Origin of the sequence: Streptomyces sp. NPDC088254, assembly GCF_044740925.1 — a bacterium.
In the GTDB taxonomy this organism is placed as follows: Bacteria; Actinomycetota; Actinomycetes; order Streptomycetales; family Streptomycetaceae; genus Streptomyces.
In genome coordinates this window covers 198,332-219,953 of sequence record NZ_JBIURQ010000015.1, presented here as the reverse complement: position 1 = coordinate 219,953, position 21,622 = coordinate 198,332, and the positions used below count along the sequence as shown (strand labels likewise).

The following is a 21,622-nucleotide window of genomic DNA, read 5'->3' as shown; positions in this document are numbered from 1 at the left end:
TTCTTCCGCTCCAGCGCCGAGGGATCCCACGTGACCGCATTCATGCCGCCCACGCCGCCTTTCCGTGATCCGCAGCTGCCGTTCCCGAAGCGCGTCGACGACCTGCTGGCGCGGCTGACCCCGGACGAGAAGATCTCCTTCCTGCACCAGTTCGTCCCCGCCGTCGAACGCCTGGGGATCGCCGCGTTCCGCACCGGCCAGGAGGCGCTGCACGGGGTGGCCTGGATGGGCCCGGCGACGGTGTTCCCGCAGGCGGTGGGGCTCGGCGCGACCTGGAACCCGGACCTGGTGCGCCGGGTCGGCGAGGCGGTGTCCCGGGAGGTCCGCGCGATGCGCGCCCGCGACGAGCGGGTGGGCCTGAACGTCTGGTCGCCCACGGTCAACCTGCTGCGCCACCCGCTGTGGGGCCGCAACGAGGAGGGCTACTCCGAGGACCCGAAGCTGACCTCCGCCATCGCGACCGCCTACACCCACGGGCTGCGCGGCGAGCATCCGACGTACTGGCGCACGGCGCCGGTCCTCAAGCACTGGCTGGCCCACAACAACGAGACCGGCCGCGACGTCACGTCCTCCTCGGTCCGGCCGCGCGTGCTGCACGAGTACGACCTGCGCGCCTTCCGCGAGACGGTCGAGGCGGGCGCGGTCGCCGGGGTGATGCCGGCGTACAACCTGGTCAACGGGCGTCCCAACCATGTCTCGCCGTATCTGCGGGAGCAGTTGCGCACCTGGACCGAGCAGGACCTGATGGTGTGCTCGGACGCGGGCGCTCCCTCCAACCTGGTCGACTCCGAGCACTACTTCGACACGCACGAGGAGGCGACGGCGGCCGCGCTCACCGCCGGCGTGGACAGCTTCACCGACCACGGCACGGACGGTTCGAAGATCACCGCCCGGGTGCGGGGCGCACTGGAGCGGGGCCTGCTGACCGAGGCCGACGTCGACACGGCGGTCCGCCGCCAGCTCTCGGTCCGTTTCCGCCTCGGCGAGTTCGACCCGCACCACGACCCGCACGTGGACACCGGTGAGTTCGACACCCCGGCCCACCGCGCACTCGCCCTGGAGGCCGCCGAGCAGGCGATCGTCCTGCTGCGCAACGACGGCGTCCTGCCGCTCGCCGCCGACACCCGGATCGCGGTGGTCGGTCCGCTCGCCGACGAGTGCAAGCTCGACTGGTACAGCGGCACGCTGATCCACCGCTCGACTCCCCTGGAGGGGCTGCACGAGCGGTTCGGGGCGGACCGCGTGGCGTTCGCGGAGGGCGTGGACCGCGTCCTGCTGAAGACGTCCGCGGGCACGTTCCTGCACGTCCCGGCCGCCCCCGAGGCAGCCGACGAGGCGCGTGGCGCGCAGGGCGCCCTGGACCCGGCGCTGCTCGCGGGCCGCACCGACCTCCCCCCGCTCACGGCCGGCCCCGCGGGCACCGAGCTGGCGCTCGCCGACTGGGGCGACGGGGTCCTCACTCTGCGCGCTCCCGACGGCCGCTACCTCTCGGTCGCCGAGGACGGCTTCCTGCGGGCCTCCGCCGACCGGCCCGGCGGCTGGGTGGTGCAGGAGACGTTCCGCCTGGAGGCGGCACCGGGCACCGGGGCCGACGCCCATGGCAACGGTCACCTCCTCCGGCACATCGGAACGGGTCGCCATGTCTGTGTCACCGCCGAGGGCGTGAAGGTTGCCGAGGGCGAGCCCGAGGTGTTCGAGCTGGTCGTCGTCGAACGCGGCGAGGACGCGGTGGCCCGGGTGGCCGCCGAGGCGGACGTCGTCGTGGTGGTGGCGGGCAACGACCCGCACATCAACGGCCGGGAGACCGAGGACCGCACCACCCTGCGCCTGCCCGCGCAGCAGGAGCGGCTCCTGGCGGCGGCCCGGTCCGGCGACGCGCGCGTGGTGCTGGCGCTGGTGTCGGCCTACCCGTACGCGATCGACGCCGGGCCGCTGTCCGGGGTGCTGTGGACGGCGCACGGCGGCCAGGCCGCGGGCACGGCGCTGGCGCGGGTGCTGGCCGGCGACGTCTCCCCCGCGGGCCGCCTGCCGCAGACCTGGTACGCCGACGACGCGGACCTTCCCGACCTGCTCGACTACGACGTGATCGGCGGCCGGCAGACGTACCTGTACTTCGAGGGCAGGCCGCTGTTCCCGTTCGGGCACGGGCTGTCGTACGCGTCGTTCGCGTACGCCGATCTGAAGGCGCGCGTCGGGGACGACGGCGCGGACACGGCACGGGTGTCCTTCACGGTCGTCAACACGGGGGACGGGCCCGCCGACGAGGTCGCGCAGCTCTACACGCGCGCGGTGGACCCGTCGGTCACCCGGCCGCGCCGTGAGCTGCTGGCCCACCGCCGTCTGACGCTCGCGCCGGGCGAGAGGGCCGAGGTGTCCTTCGAGGTCCCGCTGTCCGCCTTCGCGTTCTGGGACGTGGCGCGGGGCGGTTGGCGGCTGGAGCCGGGCCCGTACGACCTGCTGGTGGGATCCTCCAGCGAGGACGTGCGGCTGCGGACGACGGTCACGCTCGACGGGGAGCCGGCCGCCCCGCGCCCGGTGCTCCGCGACGGGCTCGCGGCCGTCGACTTCGACGAGCAGGGCGGGACCGAGATCGTCGACCGGACCAAGGTGTCGGGCGACGCGGTGACGCCGGCCGCGGGCGGCGCGGGCGAACTGCTGTACCGGGCTTGCGACTTCGGGGCGGGGACGGCCGGCGTGAGCGTGGCGGCGGCCGGCTCGGGCACGGTGGAGCTGACCGTGGACGGCGGCCCGGTCCTCGCCGCGCTGACCCTCGCGACGCCGACGGCGGGACCGTACGACTACGTCACCCTGGACGCCCCGTTCACGGCGGCGGGCGTGCGGGATCTGCGGCTGAGGCTGCGCGGCCCCTTGCGGCTCGCGCGCGTCGGCTTCTCCGGTTGAGGGTCCGGAGGGGGCCGGCGCAGAGAAGAGGCCCGGCACCGGAAGGCCACGGATGCGGACGGCATCCGGACGGCCTCGGTGCCGGGCCCCTTCGGAAGGGCTACGGCGTGTTTCGCACCACGCCCCGGCGTCCGCTCAGAGCGCGACGCCGGTGAGGACCAGCACCCGCTCGTAGGTGTAGTCGTCCATCGCGAACCTCACGCCCTCGCGGCCCACGCCCGACTGCTTGGCGCCGCCGTAGGGCATCTGGTCGGCGCGGTAGGAGGGCACGTCGCCGATGACGACGCCGCCGACCTCCAGCGCGCGGTGGGCGCGGAAGGCGACCTGGAGGTCGTGGGTGAACACGCCCGCCTGGAGGCCGTACTTGGAGTCGTTGACGGCGGCGAAGGCCTCGTCCTCGCCGTCCGTCCTGCGCACGGTGAGGACCGGCCCGAAGACCTCCTCGCAGGCGATCGTGACGTCCGCGGGCACGTCGGTGAGCACGGTCGGCGCGTAGGTGGCGCCGTCGCGCTTGCCGCCGGTGAGCAGGGTCGCGCCCGCGGCGACGGCCTCGTCCACCCAGGTCTCGACGCGCTTGGCCGCGTCCTCGCTGACCAGCGGGCCGACGTCGGTCGCGTCGTCGGACGGGTCACCGGTGCCCTGGGCCTCGACGGCGGCGACGATCCGCGGCAGCAGCCGGTCGTACACGGCGGCGTCCGCTATCACGCGCTGCACGGAGATGCAGGACTGGCCGCCCTGGTAGTTGGAGAAAGTGGCGATGCGGGCTGCGGCCCAGTCCAGGTCGGCGTCACTGGACCAGTCGCCCAGGACGACGGCCGCGCCGTTGCCGCCGAGCTCCAGGGTGCAGTGCTTGCGCGGCACCGAGTCCATGATCGCGTAGCCGACCTTCTCGGAGCCGGTGAAGGAGATGACCGGCAGCCGCTCGTCCTGGACGAGGGCGGGCATCTTGTCGTTGGCGACCGGGAGGATCGACCAGGAGCCGGCGGGCAGGTCGGTCTCGGCGAGCAGGTCGCCGAGGATCAGGCCGGAGAGCGGGGTGGCCGGGGCCGGCTTGAGGATGATCGGCGCGCCGGCGGCGATGGCCGGGGCGACCTTGTGCGCGCACAGGTTCAGCGGGAAGTTGAACGGCGCGATGCCGAGGACGACGCCCTTGGGGAAGCGTCGGGTCAGCGCCAGGCGTCCCTGGCCGCCGGCGTCGGTGTCCAGGCGCTGCGCCTCGCCGCCGTTGAACCGGCGGGCCTCCTCGGCGGCGAACCGGAACACGGAGACGGCCCGGCCGACCTCGCCGCGGGCCCACTTGATCGGCTTGCCGTTCTCCGCGGAGATCAGTCGGGCGATCTCCTCGGTGCGCTCGGCGAGGCGCTTGCTGACGTGGTCCAGAGCGGCGGCGCGGACGTGGGCGGGGGTGGCGGCGAACTCGTCCCGCACGGCGTACGCGGCGGCCACGGCCTCCTCGACCTGGGCGTCCGTCGGCACGCTGACCTTGCCGACGAGACGGCCGTCCCACGGGGAGCTGACGTCGAAGCTGTCCTCGCCGGTGACCTGGCGGCCGGCGAGCCAGAAGGCGTGGGTGGAAGTCATGTGTCGGTCCGGCCCTTCCGTTCGGGGGTGTGCTGGGTTTCCGGGTCCACCGTAGGGCTGTGGGGGCGCGTGAGCGCTTGTCCGAGTCGTACGGGTGCGGGGCGCGGGTGCGCCGGTTTGGCGGGGTCGCTCATGGCGCGTCTCAGGAAGAGCCGCAGCGCCCCCAGCAGCACCACGCACAGGCACCAGCTGGCGACGACGTCCAGCGGCCAGTGGTACCCGTGTCTGACCAGTCCGAACGAGACGGCCAGCACGAGGACGACGGCGAGGGCGGCCGCCGCGCGCCGGGCGGCCGCGCTGACCAGCCAGGGCAGCAGCAGGAGCACGGCGGCCCCGTAGGCGACGCCGGCGGTCGCCGTGTGCCCGGACGGGTAGTAGCCGGTGGCGGGCGGCACGACGGGCGTGCCGGGCCGGGCCGTCCACTCCTTCAGCGGTACGACGATCAGCGCCACCAGCGTCAGCAGGACGAACGCGGTGACCGGCGGCAGCCACCAGCGGCGCCGGCCGGCCGCGTTGCCCCGGCGGACGGCGTACAGGGCGGCCAGCAGCAGGGCCGGCACGGCGACCTCCACGTTCCCCAGGGCGGACAGCAGGTCGGAGGCGCGGTCGGGGTGGACGAGGGCGTGGCTGAGGCGTCCGTCGAACCGCAGCAGCGGGCCGTCCACGGCGACCTGCCAGGTGATGAGGACGAAGAGGAGGGCGGGCAGGCCCAGCAGGAACGTGAACTCGAGGCCCGGCCTGCGGACTCCCGGAGCCCGGTCGGGGATCGCCTGCGGCGCGGACGCGTCCTCGGCTCGCTGGTGGGGGCGGGTCGGCATGCGCCCAGCTTGTCAGGTGCGGCCCGTCGCGCGGGGCGGACGTGCGGCAAGTCGGGCAAGTGGGGCAGGTGTGCGCTCGTACGGAACCGCTCGTGGGACCCGCGGGAAGAAGAAGACCCCGGGCCGTGAGGTCCCGGGGTCCGCGTCGCGTGGTCGGCGCGTCAGAAGGAGGTCGGCCACCCCGGAACAGGGGGGGTGGTTCCGGGGTGGCCGTCCGGACCGGAACGCCGGCCGCCCCGGGGGGTTTGGGGCGGGCGACCGTCCGATCGGTGAGGAGATCCGAAGCGCTGGGCCCCGGTTGTGTGCGCGAAGCACGACCAGGTCGAAGCTGGGGAGGCCCCGGCCTGGGCGCCCGCAGTCACCTGCGGGCGGGGTGTATCTCTCATCTGCCTAGAACCTACGGCAGTCGATCCCGCGGCGACAGACGGATTTCCGTCCCGCCATCCACCTCGCACACGTTCTTCACACTCCGCCCTCGGCGCCGGACTCCTCAGACGCGGGCGAAGGCCTGCTCGATGATGTCGAGTCCCTCGTTGAGCAGGTCGTCGCCGATGACCAGCGGAGGCAGGAAGCGCAGCACGTTGCCGTAGGTGCCGCAGGTCAGGACGAGCAGCCCCTCCTGGTGGCAGGCCTTGGCGAGCGCGGCGGTCGCCTCCGGGTTCGGCTCCTTGGTGGCGCGGTCCTTGACCAGCTCGATCGCGATCATCGCGCCCCGGCCGCGGACGTCGCCGATGACGTCGAACTTGTCCTGCATGGCGGTGAGGCGGGCCTTCATGGTCGCCTCGATGCTCTTCGCCCGCGCGTTGAGGTCGAGCTCCTTCATCGTCTCGATGGAGCCGAGCGCGCCGGCGCAGGCGACCGGATTGCCGCCGTAGGTGCCGCCGAGGCCGCCCGCGTGCGCGGCGTCCATGATCTCGGCGCGGCCGGTGACGGCGGCGAGCGGCAGACCGCCCGCGATGCCCTTGGCGGTGGTGATCAGGTCGGGGACGATGCCCTCGTCCTCGCAGGCGAACCACTGGCCGGTGCGGCAGAAGCCGGACTGGATCTCGTCGGCGACGAACACGATGCCGTTGTCGGCGGCGAACTGGCGGATCGCGGGCAGGAAGCCCCGGGCCGGCTCGATGAAGCCGCCCTCGCCCAGCACCGGCTCGATGATGATCGCGGCCACGTTGTCCGCGCCGACCTGCTTGGTGATCTGGTCGATGGCCTGAGCGGCGGCCTCGGGGCCGGCGTTCTCCGGGCCGGTCGGCCAGCGGTAGCCGTAGGCGACCGGGACGCGGTAGACCTCGGGCGCGAACGGGCCGAACCCGTGCTTGTACGGCATGTTCTTCGCCGTCAGCGCCATGGTGAGGTTGGTGCGGCCGTGGTAGCCGTGGTCGAAGACGACGACCGCCTGGCGCTTGGTGTGAGCACGGGCGATCTTGACGGCGTTCTCGACGGCCTCGGCGCCGGAGTTGAACAGCGCGGACTTCTTGGCGTGGTCACCCGGGGTGAGCTCGGCGAGGGCCTCGGCGACCTCCACGTAGCCCTCGTAGGGGGTGACCATGAAACAGGTGTGGGTGAAGTCGGCGAGCTGGGCGCTCGCGCGGCGCACGACGGCCTCGGCGGAGGCGCCGACGGAGGTCACGGCGATGCCGGAGCCGAAGTCGATGAGGCGGTTGCCGTCGACGTCCTCGATGATGCCGCCGCCGGCGCGCGCGGTGAACACCGGCAGCACGGAACCCACGCCCTGCGCGACCACGGCGGTGCGGCGGGCCTGCAGCTCCTGCGACTTCGGGCCGGGGATGGCGGTGACGACGCGGCGCTCCTGCGGAAGTGCGGTCATGGGGGCTCCCTGATGATCTTGCGACCCGGGATTCCGGGTGTGCGGCGGTTCCGGTTGTTCCGGGTGTGGTGAGGACGCTCGGACTTCGTTTCTCGCAGGTTAGGGCGGTTCGGAAAAGGTGGGCATGCTCCATGTGGGCGTTGTCTGCGGGGCCGGTTGTCCGCCGTGGACATAGCGGGCCCGGCGGCACCCGGACCGGGCCCGGCCGTGTGAGCGGTGGACTCCTTCGGACGGGGCGTTAGATTGACTCGCTGACGGTGGACGGAGCGGCTGGTCAGGGGGCAAGGGCGATGAACAGCGACGGGACGCGGGACACGCACGACACACACGCGAGCCCCGTACCACGCCCTGCGGGGCCGCCGCCGACGCCGCCCCCGTCCCAGGTACCCCCGGCCCCCCCACGGACACCGCCCCGGCCGACGCGGGCTCCGGGCGCGTCCGAGCAGGCCGCGAAGCCGGCGCAGCCCCCCTCCTCCGCCGTGGCCGCCTGGCTGAACGAGGCGCGGCCCGAGGCACGGCCCGGCATCTGGCGTCTGGGGTACCGGCCGCCGAAGGAGGGGCGGGCTGCGCAGCGGCTGGCTCCGGTGACGGTCGTCGGGATGCTGATCCCGCTGGTGGTCGCGCTGGTGCTGTGGTCGCTGTGGCGGCGCGGCGGCCTTCCCTACCAGTTCGCCCCGCTGCGCCTGTTCACCCCGGACGACTGGTGGTGGGGCGGCACCATCGCCTCGCCGAAGACCACGGAGGGTGCGGAGGCCCGGGTGGTCTACGACGGCGCCTTCTTCGCCGTCCTCCTCTACGCGATGGGCCGGCTGGGCGGCTGGGCCGAGGCCGTACGTCACTTCGTCGGCCGCCGGCCGCAGCCCTCGCGGGCGCTGCTCGCCCTGCTGGGGGCGCTGGTCGCGCTGAGCTTCGTGTTCCCCACCGCCTTTCCGGGCGTCGGCTGGGATCCCCTGCCGGTGGTCTCCCCGCTGTTCTCCCTGGTCGTCCTGGTCTCCGGCGGCTACGAGCTGTTCGCCTCACCCCTGTTCACCGACTCGCTGTACGCGGTGATCACCCTGCTGGTGGTGTGGCCGTTCGCGGTGGTCGGCGGCTGGCTGCCGTATCTGAGGGAACGGCTCGCCGCCCGGCGCGCGGCCGCCGACCCCGCAGCGCCGGCCCCCGTGGAGCTGCCGCGCGCGCAGTGGCCGCGGCTGCGGGAGGCCGGGCAGTACGAGGCGGCGGAGGTGCTGACCGCCGAGGTGGCCGCCGGGCGGATGAACGACGTGGACTGCGCGCGCCTCGCCCGCGCGTGGGAGTCGGGTTCCGGCGACTTCCGGGACACCGTGCTGCGCGAGGGCGGCGCCGCCTGGACCCACCCCTCCGGCTCTCGCGACCTGCCTCGGCGCGCCGCCCGGCACGACGTGCTGGCCGGTCAGGTGCGCATCGGGCGCTGGGTGGCCGGAGAGCGCGCGCCGCTGCCGTACCACGAGGCGGGCGCGGCGCTCGGCCCGGACGTGCTGGGCACCTCGCTGCTGGCCGTGGGGCCGTCGGGTTCCGGCAAGACGCGCACGCTCGTCGAGCCCGTGACGGAGGCGCTGGCGCTGCAGGCGCTGACCGGGGGGTGCGCCTTCGTGGCGGTGTCCTCGCCGGGGAGCCCGCTCGGCTCGGACTCCGCGTTCGACGTGATCGTCCGGATCGGCGACCGGTCGTCCGTGCACGACCTGGACCCGTACGCCGAGTCGGAGGACCCGGACGAGGCGGCCGGGGTGCTCGCCGAGGCGCTCGTGGGCGACCTCGACGCCGTCGGTGGCCAGGCCGCGGCCACGGCGCTCGCCCAGCTGCTCGGCCCCTACCGGTCGGCGTACGGCCGCTTCCCGACGCTGCCGGCGCTGCGCGAGCTGCTGGAGGGTGAGCCGGCGGCGCTGTCCGCACTGCGGGAGGCCGTCGCCGGGGACGAGATCATGCGCCGCGAACTGGAGGCGCGGGTGCGCCAGTTGGGCACTGCGGGCGACCCTGGCCGTGCGTTGGCCGACCGCCTGGCGCTGCTGAACCGTCCGGCGTTCGCGGGGTTCTTCGGGGGCGGTGAGCAGGCCACCGGGGGTGAGGGTCACCACGCGGGCGGCGGTGAACGGCGGGCGTTCTCGCTGCGCGCCCTCGCCCACCACCCGCTGCGGGTCCGGATCGATCTGCCCGAGCGGGGGCACGAGGAGGCCGGGCGGCTGATCACCCGGCTCGTGCTGGCCCAGTTCCACTCGGTCGTCCGCGAGGGGCGGCGCGCGCACTTCGTGTGTCTCGTGCTGGACGACGCGACGGGGGTGGTCACCGCGGACTCGGTGCGCCGCGTCCAGCGGCTGCGCTCGCAGAACGCGGGCGTGCTGCTCGCCCTGCGCAGCGTCGCCGACGTCCCGGAGACGCTGCACGGCCCGCTGTACGCGGCCGTCGGCTGCCGGATGGCGTTCTCCGGGATCACCACCTGGGACGGCGGCCGGTTCGCGCAGAGCTGGGGAACCGAGTGGGTGGAGACGAAGGAGGTCGCCCAGCACACGGTCTTCGCCGACCAGCCGATGACCCGCGCGCTGCACGCCCTGCGCAAGCTGGTGACCGGCCGGGCGGTGACCACGGACGCGGTGACCGTGCGCCAGGTGGAGCGGGAGCGGTGGTCTGCCTCGCAGCTGGCGCACGAGGTGCCGCCGGGCCACGCGGTGCTGTCGCTGACCAGCGTCAAGGGTGAGCACACGCCGCCGCTGCTGCTGGACCTGAGGGGCTGAACGCGACACCGGAACCCCTACAGTGAGGCAGAATCGGCACAGGCTCTTCATACGAAGCGGCCAATGGATCACCTGCCCGGTCGCCCCCGCCGACCCGAGGCCCGAGACCTGAAGGCCCCATGGCTCCCACGCTTGCCTCGCTCGTCCACCACTCGGCGCTGAAGCTGACCGTGCGGGCGGGCGGGGACCGTCTCGACGTGCCGGTGCGCTGGGCGCACGTCAGTGAGCTCGCCGACCCCGTGCCGTACATGGAGGGCGGGGAACTGCTGCTGATCACCGCGCTGAAGCTGGACGCGGAGGACCCGCAGGCCATGCGGCGCTATGTGCGGCGGCTGGCCGGCGCGGGCGTGGTGGGACTGGGCTTCGCCGTCGGGGTCGCCTACGACGAGATCCCGAAGGCGCTGGTGGAGGCCGCGGAGAAGGAAGGCCTGCCGCTGCTGGAGGTGCCGCGCCGCACACCGTTCCTCGCGATCAGCAAGGCGGTGTCGGCGGCGATAGCGGCCGACCAGTACCGGGCGGTGACGGCCGGGTTCGCGGCTCAGCGCGAGTTGACGAAACAGGCCCTGGCGGCCGGTCCCGAGGGTCTGCTCTCCGCGCTCGCCTCACAGGTCGACGGCTGGGCCGCGCTGTACGACGCGTCGGGCTCGGTCGTCGCTGCGGCACCCGAGTGGGCGGGGCGGCGGGCGGCGCGGCTCACCGCGGAGGTGGAGCGGCTGCGGGAGCGCCCGACGCCGGCCTCGGCGGTGGTGGGCGGAGCCGGTGGCTCCGCGCCCGCCCAGGGCGCGGGGGAAGCCAAGCCGGCGGACGCCCCCGGGAACGCCGACCGCGTCGAGCTGCACTCCCTCGGCGCCGGCCGTCGCCCGCGCGCGACGCTGGCGGTGGGGACGGCGGCCGCGCTCGGCACGGCGGAGCGGTACGCGGTGCACTCGGCGATCGCCCTGCTCACGCTCACCATGGAGCGCTCCCGCTCGCTGCAGGCGGCGGAGCAGCGGCTCGGCGCGGCGGTGCTGCGCATGCTGCTGGCGGGCGAACCGGACCACGCGCGGGCCGTCGCCGGGGACCTGTACGGCGAGCTGCTGGATGCGCCGTTCAGGGTCCTCGTGGCCGAGCCGGCGTCCGCCGCCAGGACGGCGGGGGATCCGCTCGCCGGCCTCGCGGGTCTGGTCGACGTGGCGGAGTCGGCGGCGGCCCGGTCGGGGGAAGCGGTGCTGGTGGTGCCCGAGGGCGGCCGGCTGGTCGCGCTGGCGGCGGACGGCGGGGCGGCGGTGGCGGCCTGCACGCGGTACGCGGCGGCGCGTGAGGGCAAGCGGACCGGCGGCGGGGACGGCGACGAGGACGCGATGGTCGTCGGCCTGTCCGCGCCGGCCGGTCCGATAGCGGCGGCCGCCGCCTACAAGCAGGCCGAGCAGGCGCTGTCGGTGGCCCGCCGCCGGGGCCGGGTCCTCGTCGAGCACGAGCAGCTGGCGGCGGGCTCGGTGCTGCCGCTGCTCGCGGACGACGCGGTGAAGGCCTTCGCGGACGGCCTGCTGCGCGCCCTTCGCGAACACGACGCCACCGGCCGCGGCGACCTGGTCGCCTCGCTGCGTGCCTGGCTCTCCCGGCACGGCCAGTGGGACGCGGCCGCGGCCGACCTGGGCGTGCACCGCCACACCCTGCGCTACCGCATGCGCCGGGTGGAGGAGATCCTCGGCCGCTCCCTGGACGACCCGGACGCCCGGATGGAACTCTGGCTGGCCCTGAAAGCGACGTCGACGGAGTAGCCGTACGCCCGCCCGGCGCAGGCGGACCTCGTCAGCCGAGTCCGTCGCCCCGGCCGGCTCGGCCCGCCGCCGCCTCGTGCATGGCGAGTTCCAGGAGGGCCGCGTCGGTGAGGGTGCCCGTGCCGTCCGGCGGGATCAGCCAGCGCACGCCGGCCGTGGACCGGTCGGGGTGGGGGACGACGATCCAGGTGCCGGCGCCGGCCGAGCGGACGCCGGTGCCGATCCAGCGGGCTGCCGTGCCGGGCGGCACGAAGAAGCCCATGCGGTCGTCGCCGAAGTCGACCAGCACGGGGCCGGGCCGGTCGAGGATGCGGGTGAGGACGTCGAGCGTGGGATAGCCGAGGCCGCCCGGCAGGATCAGGACGTCCCAGGCCTTGCCGGCCGGCAGCAGGGCGACCCCGAGCGGGCTGCGCTCCCATTCCCGGTGGCAGGCCCGCGGATCCGGCGCCACCGATGCGAGCCACTGAGCCGCCGTCTTCGGACCTGCCATGGGCGGACCCCCCTCTTCCTCGTGTTCCTGGTGTCCTGGTGTCCCTCGTCGAGTGCGAGGTCCACGCGGGCGCGTCAGAAGGAGGAGAGGGGGGTCCCCTGCGGGCATTACGCGGGTTCGGCCCACTCGTTCGGGTGAGCCCGGGGGTGCGGCGCCCGCGTCAGCTGTCGAAGCCGAGGCCGAGCCGGTCCATCGTCCGCAGCCACAGGTTGCGCCGCCCCTCCCGGGCGTCCGCGCGGGCCAGCGACCACTTGGTGAGGGCGATGCCGGTCCAGGCGAACGGCTCGGGCGGGAAGGGCAGCGGCTTCTTGCGGACCATCTCCAGTGAGGTGCGCTCGGTGCGCTCCCCTGCCAGCAGGTCGAGCATCACCTCCGCGCCGAACCGGGTCGCCCCGACGCCCAGCCCGGTGTAGCCGGCGGCGTACGCGACCTTCCCCTGGTGCGCGGCGCCGAAGAACGCCGAGAAGCGCGAGCAGGTGTCGATGGCGCCGCCCCACGCGTGCGTGAAGCGGACGCCCTCCAGCTGCGGGAAGCAGGTGAAGAAGTGCCCGGCCAGCTTGGCGTAGGTCTCGGGCCGGTCGTCGTACTCGGCGCGGACCCGCCCGCCGTAGGGGTAGATCGCGTCGTAGCCGCCCCACAGGATCCGGTTGTCGGCGGACAGCCGGAAGTAGTGGAACTGGTTGGCGGAGTCCCCGAGGCCCTGCCGGTTCTTCCAGCCGACGGACGCCAGTTGCTCCGCCGTCAGCGGCTCGGTCATCAGCGCGTAGTCGTAGACCGGCACGGTGTACGACCGCACCCGCCGCACCAGGCTGGGGAAGATGTTCGTCCCCAGCGCGACCTGCCGGGCGCGGATCCTCCCGTACGGGGTGCCCACGGCCATTCCCGCGCCGTACGGCTTCAACGTCAGCGCGGGCGTGTGCTCGTGGACGCGGACGCCGAGCCGCAGGCACGCCCGTTTCAGCCCCCAGGCGAGCTTCGCCGGGTGCAGCATGGCCACGCCCCGCCGGTCGTACAGCCCGGCCTGGAAGGTGGGCGAGGCGACCTGCTCGCGCACCGCGTCGGCGTCGAGGAACTCGACGTCCTCGGCGAGGCCCCGACGGTCGATCTCGGTGTACCAGTCGCGCAGCTCCCGGGCCTGGTAGGGCTCGGTGGCGACGTCGATCTCGCCGGTGCGCTCGAAGTCGCAGTCGATGCCGTACCGGGCGACCGCCGCCTCGATCTCGTCGAGGTTGCGCGTCCCCAGCTCCTGGAGGACGCGGATCTCCCGCGGCCAGCGGGCCAGACCGTTGGCCAGCCCGTGGGTGAGGGAGGCCGCGCAGAAGCCCCCGTTGCGGCCCGAGGCGGCCCAGCCCACCTCGCGGGCCTCCAGCAGCACCACGTCCCGCCCGGGATCGCGCTCCTTGGCGATCAGCGCGGTCCACAGTCCGCTGTAGCCGCCTCCGACGACCAGCAGATCGCAGGTGGCGGGGCCGGTGAGGGCGGCCTCGGGCCGGGGCTTTCCGGGGTCCTCCAGCCAGTACGGGACCGGCCGGGCTTCGGAAAGGGAAGCGGCCCGGTCCTTCCCTCCGCCGAATTCTTCACTGAATTCACTGCCACTGCTCATGGCGCTCGGGGCCATGATTTCAACTCCCTACGGAGATTTCACGAAAGGGCTATGCCTTCCGCCGGTTGCGGCGGTTTCCGACGACCATGGAGGCCAGGACGAGCAGCACGGCGACAAGGAACATGGTCGTGCCGATGACATTGATCTGGACGGGCGTTCCGCGCTGTGCCGAACCCCAGACGAACATCGGGAAGGTGACGGTCGAGCCCGCGTTGAAATTGGTGATGATGAAATCGTCGAAGGAGAGCGCGAAGGCGAGCAGTGCGCCCGCGGCGATTCCCGGGGCCGCGATCGGCAGCGTGACCCGCACGAAGGTCTGCACGGGGCCGGCGTACAGGTCCTGGGCGGCCTGCTCCAGCCTCGGGTCCATCGACATGACGCGCGCCTTGACGGCCGTCACGACGAAACTGAGGCAGAACATGATGTGCGCGATGAGGATCGTCCAGAACCCGAGTTGCGCGCCCATGTTGAGGAACAGGGTGAGCAGCGAGGCCGCCATGACGACCTCGGGCATCGCCATGGGCAGGAAGATCAGCGAGTTGACGGCGCCGCGCGCGCGGAAGCGGTAGCGGACGAGGGCGAAGGCGATCATCGCGCCGAGAACCGTGGCGCCGAGGGTCGCCCAGACGGCGATCTGGAGGCTTACCGCGAGCGAGCCGCACATCCCGGCGACGCCGCACGGGTCTTTCCAGGCGTCCGCGGAGAACTGCTGCCACTCGTAGTTGAAGCGGCCCTTCGGTTTGTTGAAGGAGAACACCGTGACGATCACGTTGGGCAGCAGAAGATAGGAGAGCGTCAGAAGTCCCGCGATGACGACGAGATTTCTTCTCAACCAGTTGACGAAGGGCATTTAGACCAGATCCTCCGTCCCGGACCTGCGGATGTAGAAAGTGATCATGAAAAGGATCGCGGCCATGAGGATGAAGGAGAGCGCGGCCGCCGTCGGATAGTCGAGCACCCGCAGGAACTGCGTCTGGATGACGTTTCCGATCATGCGCGTGTCGGTGGAGCCGAGGAGTTCGGCGTTGACGTAGTCGCCGGACGCCGGGATGAAGGTGAGCAGCGTGCCGGAGACCACGCCGGGCATCGACAGTGGGAAGGTGACCTTGCGGAAGGTGGTGACCGGCTTGGCGTACAGATCGCCGGCCGCCTCGTGCAGCCGTCCGTCGATGCGCTCCAGCGAGGTGTAGAGCGGCAGGATCATGAACGGCAGGAAGTTGTACGTCAGACCGCACACCACGGCCATCGGGGTGGCCAGCACCCGGTCGCCGGAGGTCCAGCCGAGCCAGGCGGTGACGTCGAGGACGTGCAGCGCGTCCAGTGCGCCGACCACCGGTGAGCTGTCGGCGAGGATCGTCTTCCAGGCGAGGGTGCGGATCAGGAAACTGGTGAAGAACGGGGCGATCACCAGGATCATGATCAGGTTCCGCCAGCGTCCCGCGCGGAAGGCGATCAGGTAGGCGAGCGGATAGCCGAGGATCAGGCACAGGACGGTCGCGGAGCCCGCGTAGAGGATCGAGCGCAGGAACTGCGGCCAGTACGCGCTCAGCGCGTCCCAGTAGGTCCCGAAGTGCCACGTGACCTGGTAGCCCTGCTCCAGGGAGCCCGTCTGCACGGACGTGGAGGCCTGGTAGATCATCGGCAGGGCGAAGAAGACGACCAGCCAGAGCAGTCCGGGCAGCAGCAGGAGGTACGGCGTCCAGCGGCCTCGTCTGCGCGGTGGCCGCTCCTTGGGTGCGGGCGGGGAGAGAGGCGGGGGCGCCTCGGTGAGCGTGGTCATCAGACGGCCGCCTCCTCGTCGAGGCCGGCGTCGATGGCCTGGGCGGCGTCCAGACCGAAGGTGTGCGCGGGGTTCCAGTGCAGGACGACCTCGGCGCCGGGGGCCAGCCGGGCGTCGCGGTCGACGTTCTGGACGTAGACCTCGAGCTCGGGACAGACGGCGCTGTCGACGACGTACTGGGTGGAGACGCCGATGAAGCTGGTGGCGGCGATGGTCCCGGTGACGCGGTTGCGGCCGACGGGGATCTCGCCGGCGTCGTCGGCGTGGGTGAGGGAGATCTTCTCCGGGCGTACGCCGACCAGCACCCTGCCGCCCGCCTCGGCGGCCGCGGTGCAGCGGACCTCGGGCAGCAGCAGTTTGCCGCCGCCCGCCTTGAGGACGATGTCGCCGCCGCCGTGGGAGTCGACCTCGGCCTCGATCAGGTTGGACGTGCCGAGGAAGTTGGCGACGAACGTGGTCTTCGGGTTCTCGTAGAGGTCGGCGGGCGAGCCGAGTTGTTCGACGCGGCCCGCGTTCATCACGGCGACCGTGTCGGCCATGGTCATGGCCTCCTCCTGGTCGTGCGTGACGTGCACGAAGGTGATGCCGACCTCGGTCTGGATGCGCTTGAGCTCCAGCTGCATCTGGCGGCGCAGCTTGAGGTCGAGGGCGCCGAGGGGCTCGTCGAGGAGGAGCACCCTGGGGTGGTTGATCAGGGCGCGGGCGACGGCGACCCGCTGCTGCTGGCCGCCGGAGAGCTGGTGCGGCTTCTTGCGGGCCTGCTCGCCGAGCTGGACGAGGTCCAGCATGTCCTCGACCTGCTTCTTCACGCTTCGGATGCCGCGCCGGCGCAGCCCGAAGGCGACGTTCTCGAAGATGTCGAGGTGCGGGAAGAGGGCGTAGGACTGGAAGACCGTGTTCACCGGCCGCTTGTACGGCGGCAGGGACGTGACGTCCTGGTCGCCGAGGTGCACCGTCCCGGAGGAGGGTTCCTCCAGGCCGGCGATCATGCGCAGGGTGGTGGTCTTGCCGCAGCCGGAGGCGCCGAGCAGGGCGAAGAACGAACCCTGCGGGACGGTCAGGTCGAGCGGGTGGACGGCGGTGAAGGAGCCGTAGGTCTTGCTGATGCCGGAGAGGCGGACGTCGCCGCCGCTGTCAGTCGTCTTCATCGTCGTCACGCCCCAGTGAGCTTCGCGAACTGTGCTTCGTAGGCCGTCTCCTCCGTCGCGCTCAGGGAGCGGAAGGAGTGGGACTTGGCCTGCATGGCCTTGTCGGGGATGATCAGCGGGTTCTTCGCCGCCGCCGGGTCGATCTTCGCGAGTTCGGGCTGCACGCCGTCGACGGGGCACACGTAGTTGATGTACGCGGCGAGTCGGGCGGCCGGCTGCGGCTCGTAGTAGTAGTCCATGAGCCGTTCGGCGTTCGCCTTGTGACGCGCCTTGTTGGGGATCAGCATGTTGTCGCTGGACGTCATGTAGCCGCTGTCGGGGATGACGAAGTCGATGTCGGGGCTGTCCGCCTTGAGCTGGACGACGTCGCCGGCCCAGGCGATACAGGCCGCGAAGTCCCCGCTGGTGATGTCCGAGGTGTAGTCGTTGCCGGTGAAGCGGCGGATCTGCCCCTTGTCGACGGCCTTCTGCAGGCGGGCGATGGCGGCGGCGTAGTCGTCGTCGCTGAACCTCGCCGGGTCCTTGCCCATGTCCAGCAGGGTCATGCCCATGGTGTCGCGCATCTCGGTGAGGAAGCCGACGCGGCCCTTGAGCCGGGGGTTGTCGAGCATGTCGGACACCGACGTCACCTCGATGCCGTCGAGGGCCTTCTTGTTGTAGGCGATGACGGTCGAGATCCCCTGCCAGGGGTAGGAGTAGGCCCGTCCGGGGTCCCAGTCGGGGCTGCGGAACTGGCTCGACAGGTTGGCGTAGGCGTGCGGCAGCAGGGAGGCGTCCAGCTTCTGCACCCAGCCCAGGCGGATGAGCCGTGCGGCGAGCCAGTCGGTGAGGACGATGAGGTCGCGGCCGGTGTCCTGGCCGGCGGCGAGCTGCGGCTTGATCTTGCCGAAGAACTCGTTGTTGTCGTTGATGTCCTCGGTGTACTTGACGGAGATGCCGGTCCGTCGGGTGAACTCCTCCAGCGTGGGGTGGCGCTTCCCCGACGCGTCGACGTCCATGTACTCCGTCCAGTTGGAGAAGTTGACGGTCTTCTCCCGGGCCGAGTGGTCCTCGGCGGACGTGCCGCCCGCGGTCTGGCCGGCCGCGGGGATCCCGCAGGCGCTCAGCGCCCCCAGTCCGCCCAGCGTCAGGGCGCCGCCGGCGGAGGCGCGCAGCAGCGACCGGCGGGTGAGGGCCGCCCTGCCGTTGCTGAGACTGCGCCGCACGGCGGCCGCTCGGGGCGGGGTCAGGCGGTCTGGCTCGTACTGCTCCATGCGCGTGGTGCCCTTTCGGAAGTGGTCGGCCTGGTCGGCGGCCGGTGTGACGCCACCCGGCGGCAGCCCGGAGCGGGCTACGGCCGGTCCCCGAAGACGGTGCGGTGCCAGTCCTTGCGGGCCACCGCGGTGTTGTCGAACATGACGTGCTTGAGCTGGGTGTACTCCTCGAACGAGTAGGCGGACATGTCCTTGCCGAAGCCGGACGCCTTGTGTCCGCCGTGCGGCATCTCACTGATGATCGGGATGTGGTCGTTGATCCAGACGCAGCCGGCCTGGATCTCGCGTGTCGCCCGGTTCGCCCGGTAGACGTCCCGGCTCCACGCGGAGGCGGCGAGCCCGTACGGGGTGTCGTTGGCCAGCCGGATGCCCTCGTCGTCGGTGTCGAACGGCAGGACGACCAGGACCGGCCCGAAGATCTCGGACTGCACGACCTCGCTGTCCTGGGCGGCGTCCGCTATCAGGGTGGGCCGGTAGTACGCGCCGGCCTTGAGCTCCCCCTCGGGCGACTCGCCGCCGGTCACCACGCGCGCGTATGCGCGGGCGCGGTCGACGAAGGCGGCGACGCGGTCGCGCTGGGTGTGCGAGATCAGCGGGCCGAGGTCGGTTCCGGGGGCGAACGGGTCGCCGAGCCGCACGGTCTCCATGAGGGCGGCGGTCCGCTCGACGAACGCCTCGTAGAGGGGCCGCTGCACGTACGCGCGCGTGGCGGCCGTGCAGTCCTGGCCGGTGTTGATGAGGGCGCCCGCGACGGCGCCGTGGACGGCGGCCTCCAGGTCGGCGTCGTCGAAGACGACGAAGGGAGCCTTGCCGCCGAGCTCCAGGTGGAGGCGTTTGACGGTGGCGGTGGCGATCTCGGCGACGCGCTTGCCGACGGCGGTGGAGCCGGTGAACGACGTCATGGCGACGTCGGGGTGGCCGACGAGGTGTTCGCCGGCTTCCCTGCCGGCGCCGGTCACGACGTTGACGACGCCGTCGGGGATGCCCGCGTGCGTCACGGCCTCGGCGAAGAGGAGCGAGGTGAGCGGGGTGAGCTCGGCGGGCTTGAGCACGACGGTGTCGCCCGCGGCGATCGCCGGGAGGATCTTCCACGCGGCCATCTGGAGCGGGTAGTTCCAGGGCGCGATGGAGCCGACGACGCCGATCGGCTCGCGCCGCACGTACGAGGTGTGGTCCCCGGAGTACTCCCCGGCCGACTGTCCCTGGAGGTGCCGGGCGGCGCCCGCGAAGAAGGCCGTGTTGTCGATCGTGCCCGGGACGTCGAACTCCCGGGTGAGCTTCAGCGGCTTGCCACACTGGAGGGACTCGGCACGGGCGAACTCCTCGGCCCGGTCGGCGAGGACGGCGGCGAGGCGGTGCAGGGCGTCCGAGCGCTCGCCGGGCGTGGCGCCGGCCCAGCCGGGGAACGCGGCGCGGGCGGCCGCGACGGCCGCGTCCACGTCGGCCGCGCCGGCGAGCTCATAGGTGAGGACCTCTTCGCCTGTCGCCGGGTCGACCACGGTGTGCGTGCGGCCGGACGTGCCGTGCCTCGGACGGCCCGCGATGTGCTGGGCGCCCTGCGCGAAGCGGTCCCGTGCGGGGAACCGGTCGGATCGGTCCGGGGTGGCGGTGCCCGGTTTCTGCATGTCGCTCTCCTCCGCCTTCGCCCCACTTTACGCGGGGGCCGGTGGCGTAGCTCCAGCTCGATTTGACTGCCGATCCTGGCAGAGCGGTGGCCGTCCAACAAGTGATTCCGTTGTTGCCTTTTGGTTACGCGACGGAATCTGTCGACCAGGTGTCGAGTGGGCGTGGAAAAGGACGGACGGAGTGTCAGTGGTGCGTGGCAAGGTGGCGTGCATGGAGAGGATCGATTCTCGGGACGCCCTGGTCAGGGCGCTCGGCACGGGGGCGAGGGTCAGGTACCTGCACTTCTGGGGGCACCGGCCGCAGCCCGACGGCCGGGTGGGCGCGAGCTGTCTGAGTCAGTGGTGGCCGTCGCCGTTCGAGGTGGACGGGGTCGCCTACGCGACGGCCGAGCACTGGATGATGGCCGGCAAGGCGCGGCTGTTCGGTGACGCCGAGGCCGAGCGGCAGGTGCTGGCCGCCGGGCACCCCGCCGAGGCGAAGAAGGCGGGGCGGCTGGTCAGAGGCTTCGACGAGGCGACCTGGGAGCGGGAGCGGCTGCGGATCGTGGTGGAGGGCAGCGTGCACAAGTTCGCCGCCCATCCCGAGCTGCGGCGGTTCCTGCTGAACACGGGTGACCGGGTGCTGGTCGAGGCGAGCCCGGTGGACCGGGTCTGGGGCATCGGCCTCTCCGCCCGGGACGACGGCGCATGGGACCCACGGCGGTGGAAGGGCCCCAACCTGCTGGGATTCGCGCTGATGGAGGCACGGGAGCGGCTGCGCTCCGAGGACGCGCCGCAGGGGAGCTAGTGCTGCGACCGGAAAGGTTCACCGGCTCGCGACGCCCGGCACAGCACCAGCCCCGGCAGGCAGCGGAATCGCCCTGCGGCGCTTCGGCTCCCCTGCGGCGACTTTCTCAGCGGTATCCCCGCGTGACGATGACCAGGACGAGCATCGCGGCCGCCAGGACGAATCCGGCGATGCCGCAGATGATGCCGGCGAGGGCCTGACCGGGGTTGTTCGCCTCGCCCCGCTTGGCCTTCGAGCGTCCGATCAGGCCGAAGACGAAGGCGAGGGGGCCGATGAGGAGCGTCGCCGGCCACATGCAGAATCCCACGGCGGACACGATGCCCAGGACCATCGCGGCGATGCCCATCCCGTTGCTCGGCGGCCGCATCCCGTTCCAGCCGTAGTAGGCCGGGAGGCCGCCGCCGTACCCCGGGGCGCCCTGGTGGCCGTAGCCGACGGGGTAGCCGTAGGGCATGGGCCCGGGTCCGCCCGGCGCGATCGGCGGCGGCGGAACCGGGCTGCCGGGCGGAGGCGCGTAGGGGTCGAAACCCGGCGGCGGCCCGCCGGCCAGGGTGGCGGGGTCGGGCGGCGGAAACGCGGCGAAGGGCGCGCCCGCGGGCGGTGTGGACGTCGGCGCGTGCGTCGGCACGGGCCCCCGCGCGGGCGGGCCGAAGGGGCCGGCCCAGGACTGCGGGCCTCCCTGCGCGGGATCCGCCCCGGCACCGGGCATCGAGGTGACCGTGGGCTGGTGGTGGACGGCCGGGGGGACCTGGTCCCAGGGAGCGAAGGGCTGCGGTTCCTCCGCCGGTGGTTGCTCCGCCTGCCGTTGCTCCGCCTGTCGGTCCTCCGTCTGTCGTTCCTCCGCCTGTCGGTCCTCCGCCTGTCGGTCCTCCGCCTGCGGAACGGTCTCCGGTGAGGGCGCGCCCTGCGGGGCAGGCGCCTCGGGGAACGAAACCGGCTCCTCCGGGAAGACGACGGTGGTATCCGTGCCGTTGCCGGAACCCACGGCGGGTTCGGGCCAGGGCCCGGAGGCAGCCGAAGAGGAAGCGGACGTGCTGCCCTCGGTCACGGGCTTCGCGTCCGCCACCGGCGGGGCTTCCGCGTCCGGCTTGGTCAGCGGCACCTTGGGCGTGGGCACCGCGTCCTGCGGCCCGGTGTGCGCGTCGGACGGCTCCTCGCCGATCGCGTACTGCGGCCCCTCCGCCCCCTCCGGCACGGAGCCGGGCGCGGCCCATGGATTCTGGACGGCGTCGTCGGCAGCGTCAGGCCGCGAAGCCGCGGCCTCCCCCTGCACTGCCGGCGTCGGTGCGTCGTCGGACATACGC

15 protein-coding genes are annotated in these 21,622 nt (G+C 72.8%); 4 read left to right on the top strand and 11 right to left on the bottom strand.

The annotated features are described in order from the left end of the window. Positions 1-30: 30 nt before the first annotated feature. Complete coding sequence (locus ACIOC0_RS36570; protein WP_402160644.1) at positions 31-2,901, top strand: glycoside hydrolase family 3 C-terminal domain-containing protein; 2,871 nt, start codon at positions 31-33, stop codon at positions 2,899-2,901. A 135-nt stretch (positions 2,902-3,036) separates the two neighbouring features. Here ACIOC0_RS36570 and ACIOC0_RS36565 read toward each other — a convergent pair whose 3' ends face one another. From ACIOC0_RS36565 to gabT, 3 genes are all read right to left on the bottom strand, one after another. Further along, entirely contained in the window at positions 3,037-4,482 is a 1,446-nt protein-coding gene (locus tag ACIOC0_RS36565) for an aldehyde dehydrogenase family protein (RefSeq protein ID WP_402160642.1), read from the bottom strand. Continuing rightward, entirely contained in the window at positions 4,479-5,300 is an 822-nt protein-coding gene (locus ACIOC0_RS36560; protein WP_402160639.1) for a phosphatase PAP2 family protein, read from the bottom strand. The genes ACIOC0_RS36565 and ACIOC0_RS36560 overlap by 4 nt, the downstream gene beginning before the upstream one ends. A 490-nt stretch (positions 5,301-5,790) precedes the next feature. After that, entirely contained in the window at positions 5,791-7,125 is a 1,335-nt protein-coding gene (gabT, locus tag ACIOC0_RS36555; RefSeq protein ID WP_402160636.1) for a 4-aminobutyrate--2-oxoglutarate transaminase, read from the bottom strand. Positions 7,126-7,415: 290 nt separating this feature from the next. Between gabT and ACIOC0_RS36550 the strand changes: the two genes are divergently transcribed. Together ACIOC0_RS36550 and ACIOC0_RS36545 are read left to right on the top strand one after the other, a co-directional pair. Continuing rightward, positions 7,416-9,872, top strand: a complete 2,457-nt coding sequence (locus tag ACIOC0_RS36550; protein WP_402160633.1) for an ATP/GTP-binding protein — start codon at positions 7,416-7,418, stop codon at positions 9,870-9,872. 119 nt (positions 9,873-9,991) lie between these two features. Further along, positions 9,992-11,632, top strand: a complete 1,641-nt coding sequence (locus ACIOC0_RS36545; RefSeq protein ID WP_402160631.1) for a PucR family transcriptional regulator — start codon at positions 9,992-9,994, stop codon at positions 11,630-11,632. A gap of 31 nt (positions 11,633-11,663) precedes the next feature. Here ACIOC0_RS36545 and ACIOC0_RS36540 read toward each other — a convergent pair whose 3' ends face one another. From ACIOC0_RS36540 to ACIOC0_RS36510, 7 genes are all read right to left on the bottom strand, one after another. Further along, positions 11,664-12,122 (bottom strand): hypothetical protein, encoded by a 459-nt coding sequence (locus tag ACIOC0_RS36540; protein ID WP_402160628.1) that lies wholly within the window; start codon positions 12,120-12,122, stop codon positions 11,664-11,666. A gap of 160 nt (positions 12,123-12,282) precedes the next feature. After that, entirely contained in the window at positions 12,283-13,740 is a 1,458-nt protein-coding gene (locus ACIOC0_RS36535; protein WP_402160625.1) for an NAD(P)/FAD-dependent oxidoreductase, read from the bottom strand. Between the two features lie 34 nt (positions 13,741-13,774). Further along, positions 13,775-14,575: an ABC transporter permease gene (locus ACIOC0_RS36530; RefSeq protein ID WP_402160622.1), complete on the bottom strand. Its 801-nt coding sequence runs from the start codon at positions 14,573-14,575 to the stop codon at positions 13,775-13,777. After that, positions 14,576-15,505 carry an ABC transporter permease gene (locus tag ACIOC0_RS36525; protein WP_402160620.1) on the bottom strand — a complete coding sequence of 310 codons (930 nt, stop codon included), beginning with the start codon at positions 15,503-15,505 and terminating at the stop codon, positions 14,576-14,578. It abuts the gene before it with no gap. After that, positions 15,505-16,653, bottom strand: coding sequence for an ABC transporter ATP-binding protein (locus ACIOC0_RS36520; RefSeq protein ID WP_402160617.1), 1,149 nt, complete (start codon positions 16,651-16,653; stop codon positions 15,505-15,507). The genes ACIOC0_RS36525 and ACIOC0_RS36520 overlap by 1 nt, the downstream gene beginning before the upstream one ends. A gap of 5 nt (positions 16,654-16,658) precedes the next feature. Next, positions 16,659-17,906 carry a spermidine/putrescine ABC transporter substrate-binding protein gene (locus ACIOC0_RS36515; RefSeq protein ID WP_402160615.1) on the bottom strand — a complete coding sequence of 416 codons (1,248 nt, stop codon included), beginning with the start codon at positions 17,904-17,906 and terminating at the stop codon, positions 16,659-16,661. Positions 17,907-17,983: 77 nt separating this feature from the next. Further along, positions 17,984-19,531, bottom strand: a complete 1,548-nt coding sequence (locus ACIOC0_RS36510; RefSeq protein WP_402160613.1) for a gamma-aminobutyraldehyde dehydrogenase — start codon at positions 19,529-19,531, stop codon at positions 17,984-17,986. 211 nt (positions 19,532-19,742) lie between these two features. Here ACIOC0_RS36510 and ACIOC0_RS36505 point away from each other — a divergent pair, with 211 nt between their 5' ends. Beyond that, positions 19,743-20,318 carry an NADAR family protein gene (locus ACIOC0_RS36505; RefSeq protein ID WP_402160611.1) on the top strand — a complete coding sequence of 192 codons (576 nt, stop codon included), beginning with the start codon at positions 19,743-19,745 and terminating at the stop codon, positions 20,316-20,318. A gap of 106 nt (positions 20,319-20,424) precedes the next feature. Here the strand turns inward: ACIOC0_RS36505 and ACIOC0_RS36500 are convergent, their stop codons facing one another. After that, positions 20,425-21,618: a DUF4190 domain-containing protein gene (locus tag ACIOC0_RS36500; RefSeq protein ID WP_402160609.1), complete on the bottom strand. Its 1,194-nt coding sequence runs from the start codon at positions 21,616-21,618 to the stop codon at positions 20,425-20,427. Between the last annotated feature and the right edge of the window lie 4 nt (positions 21,619-21,622).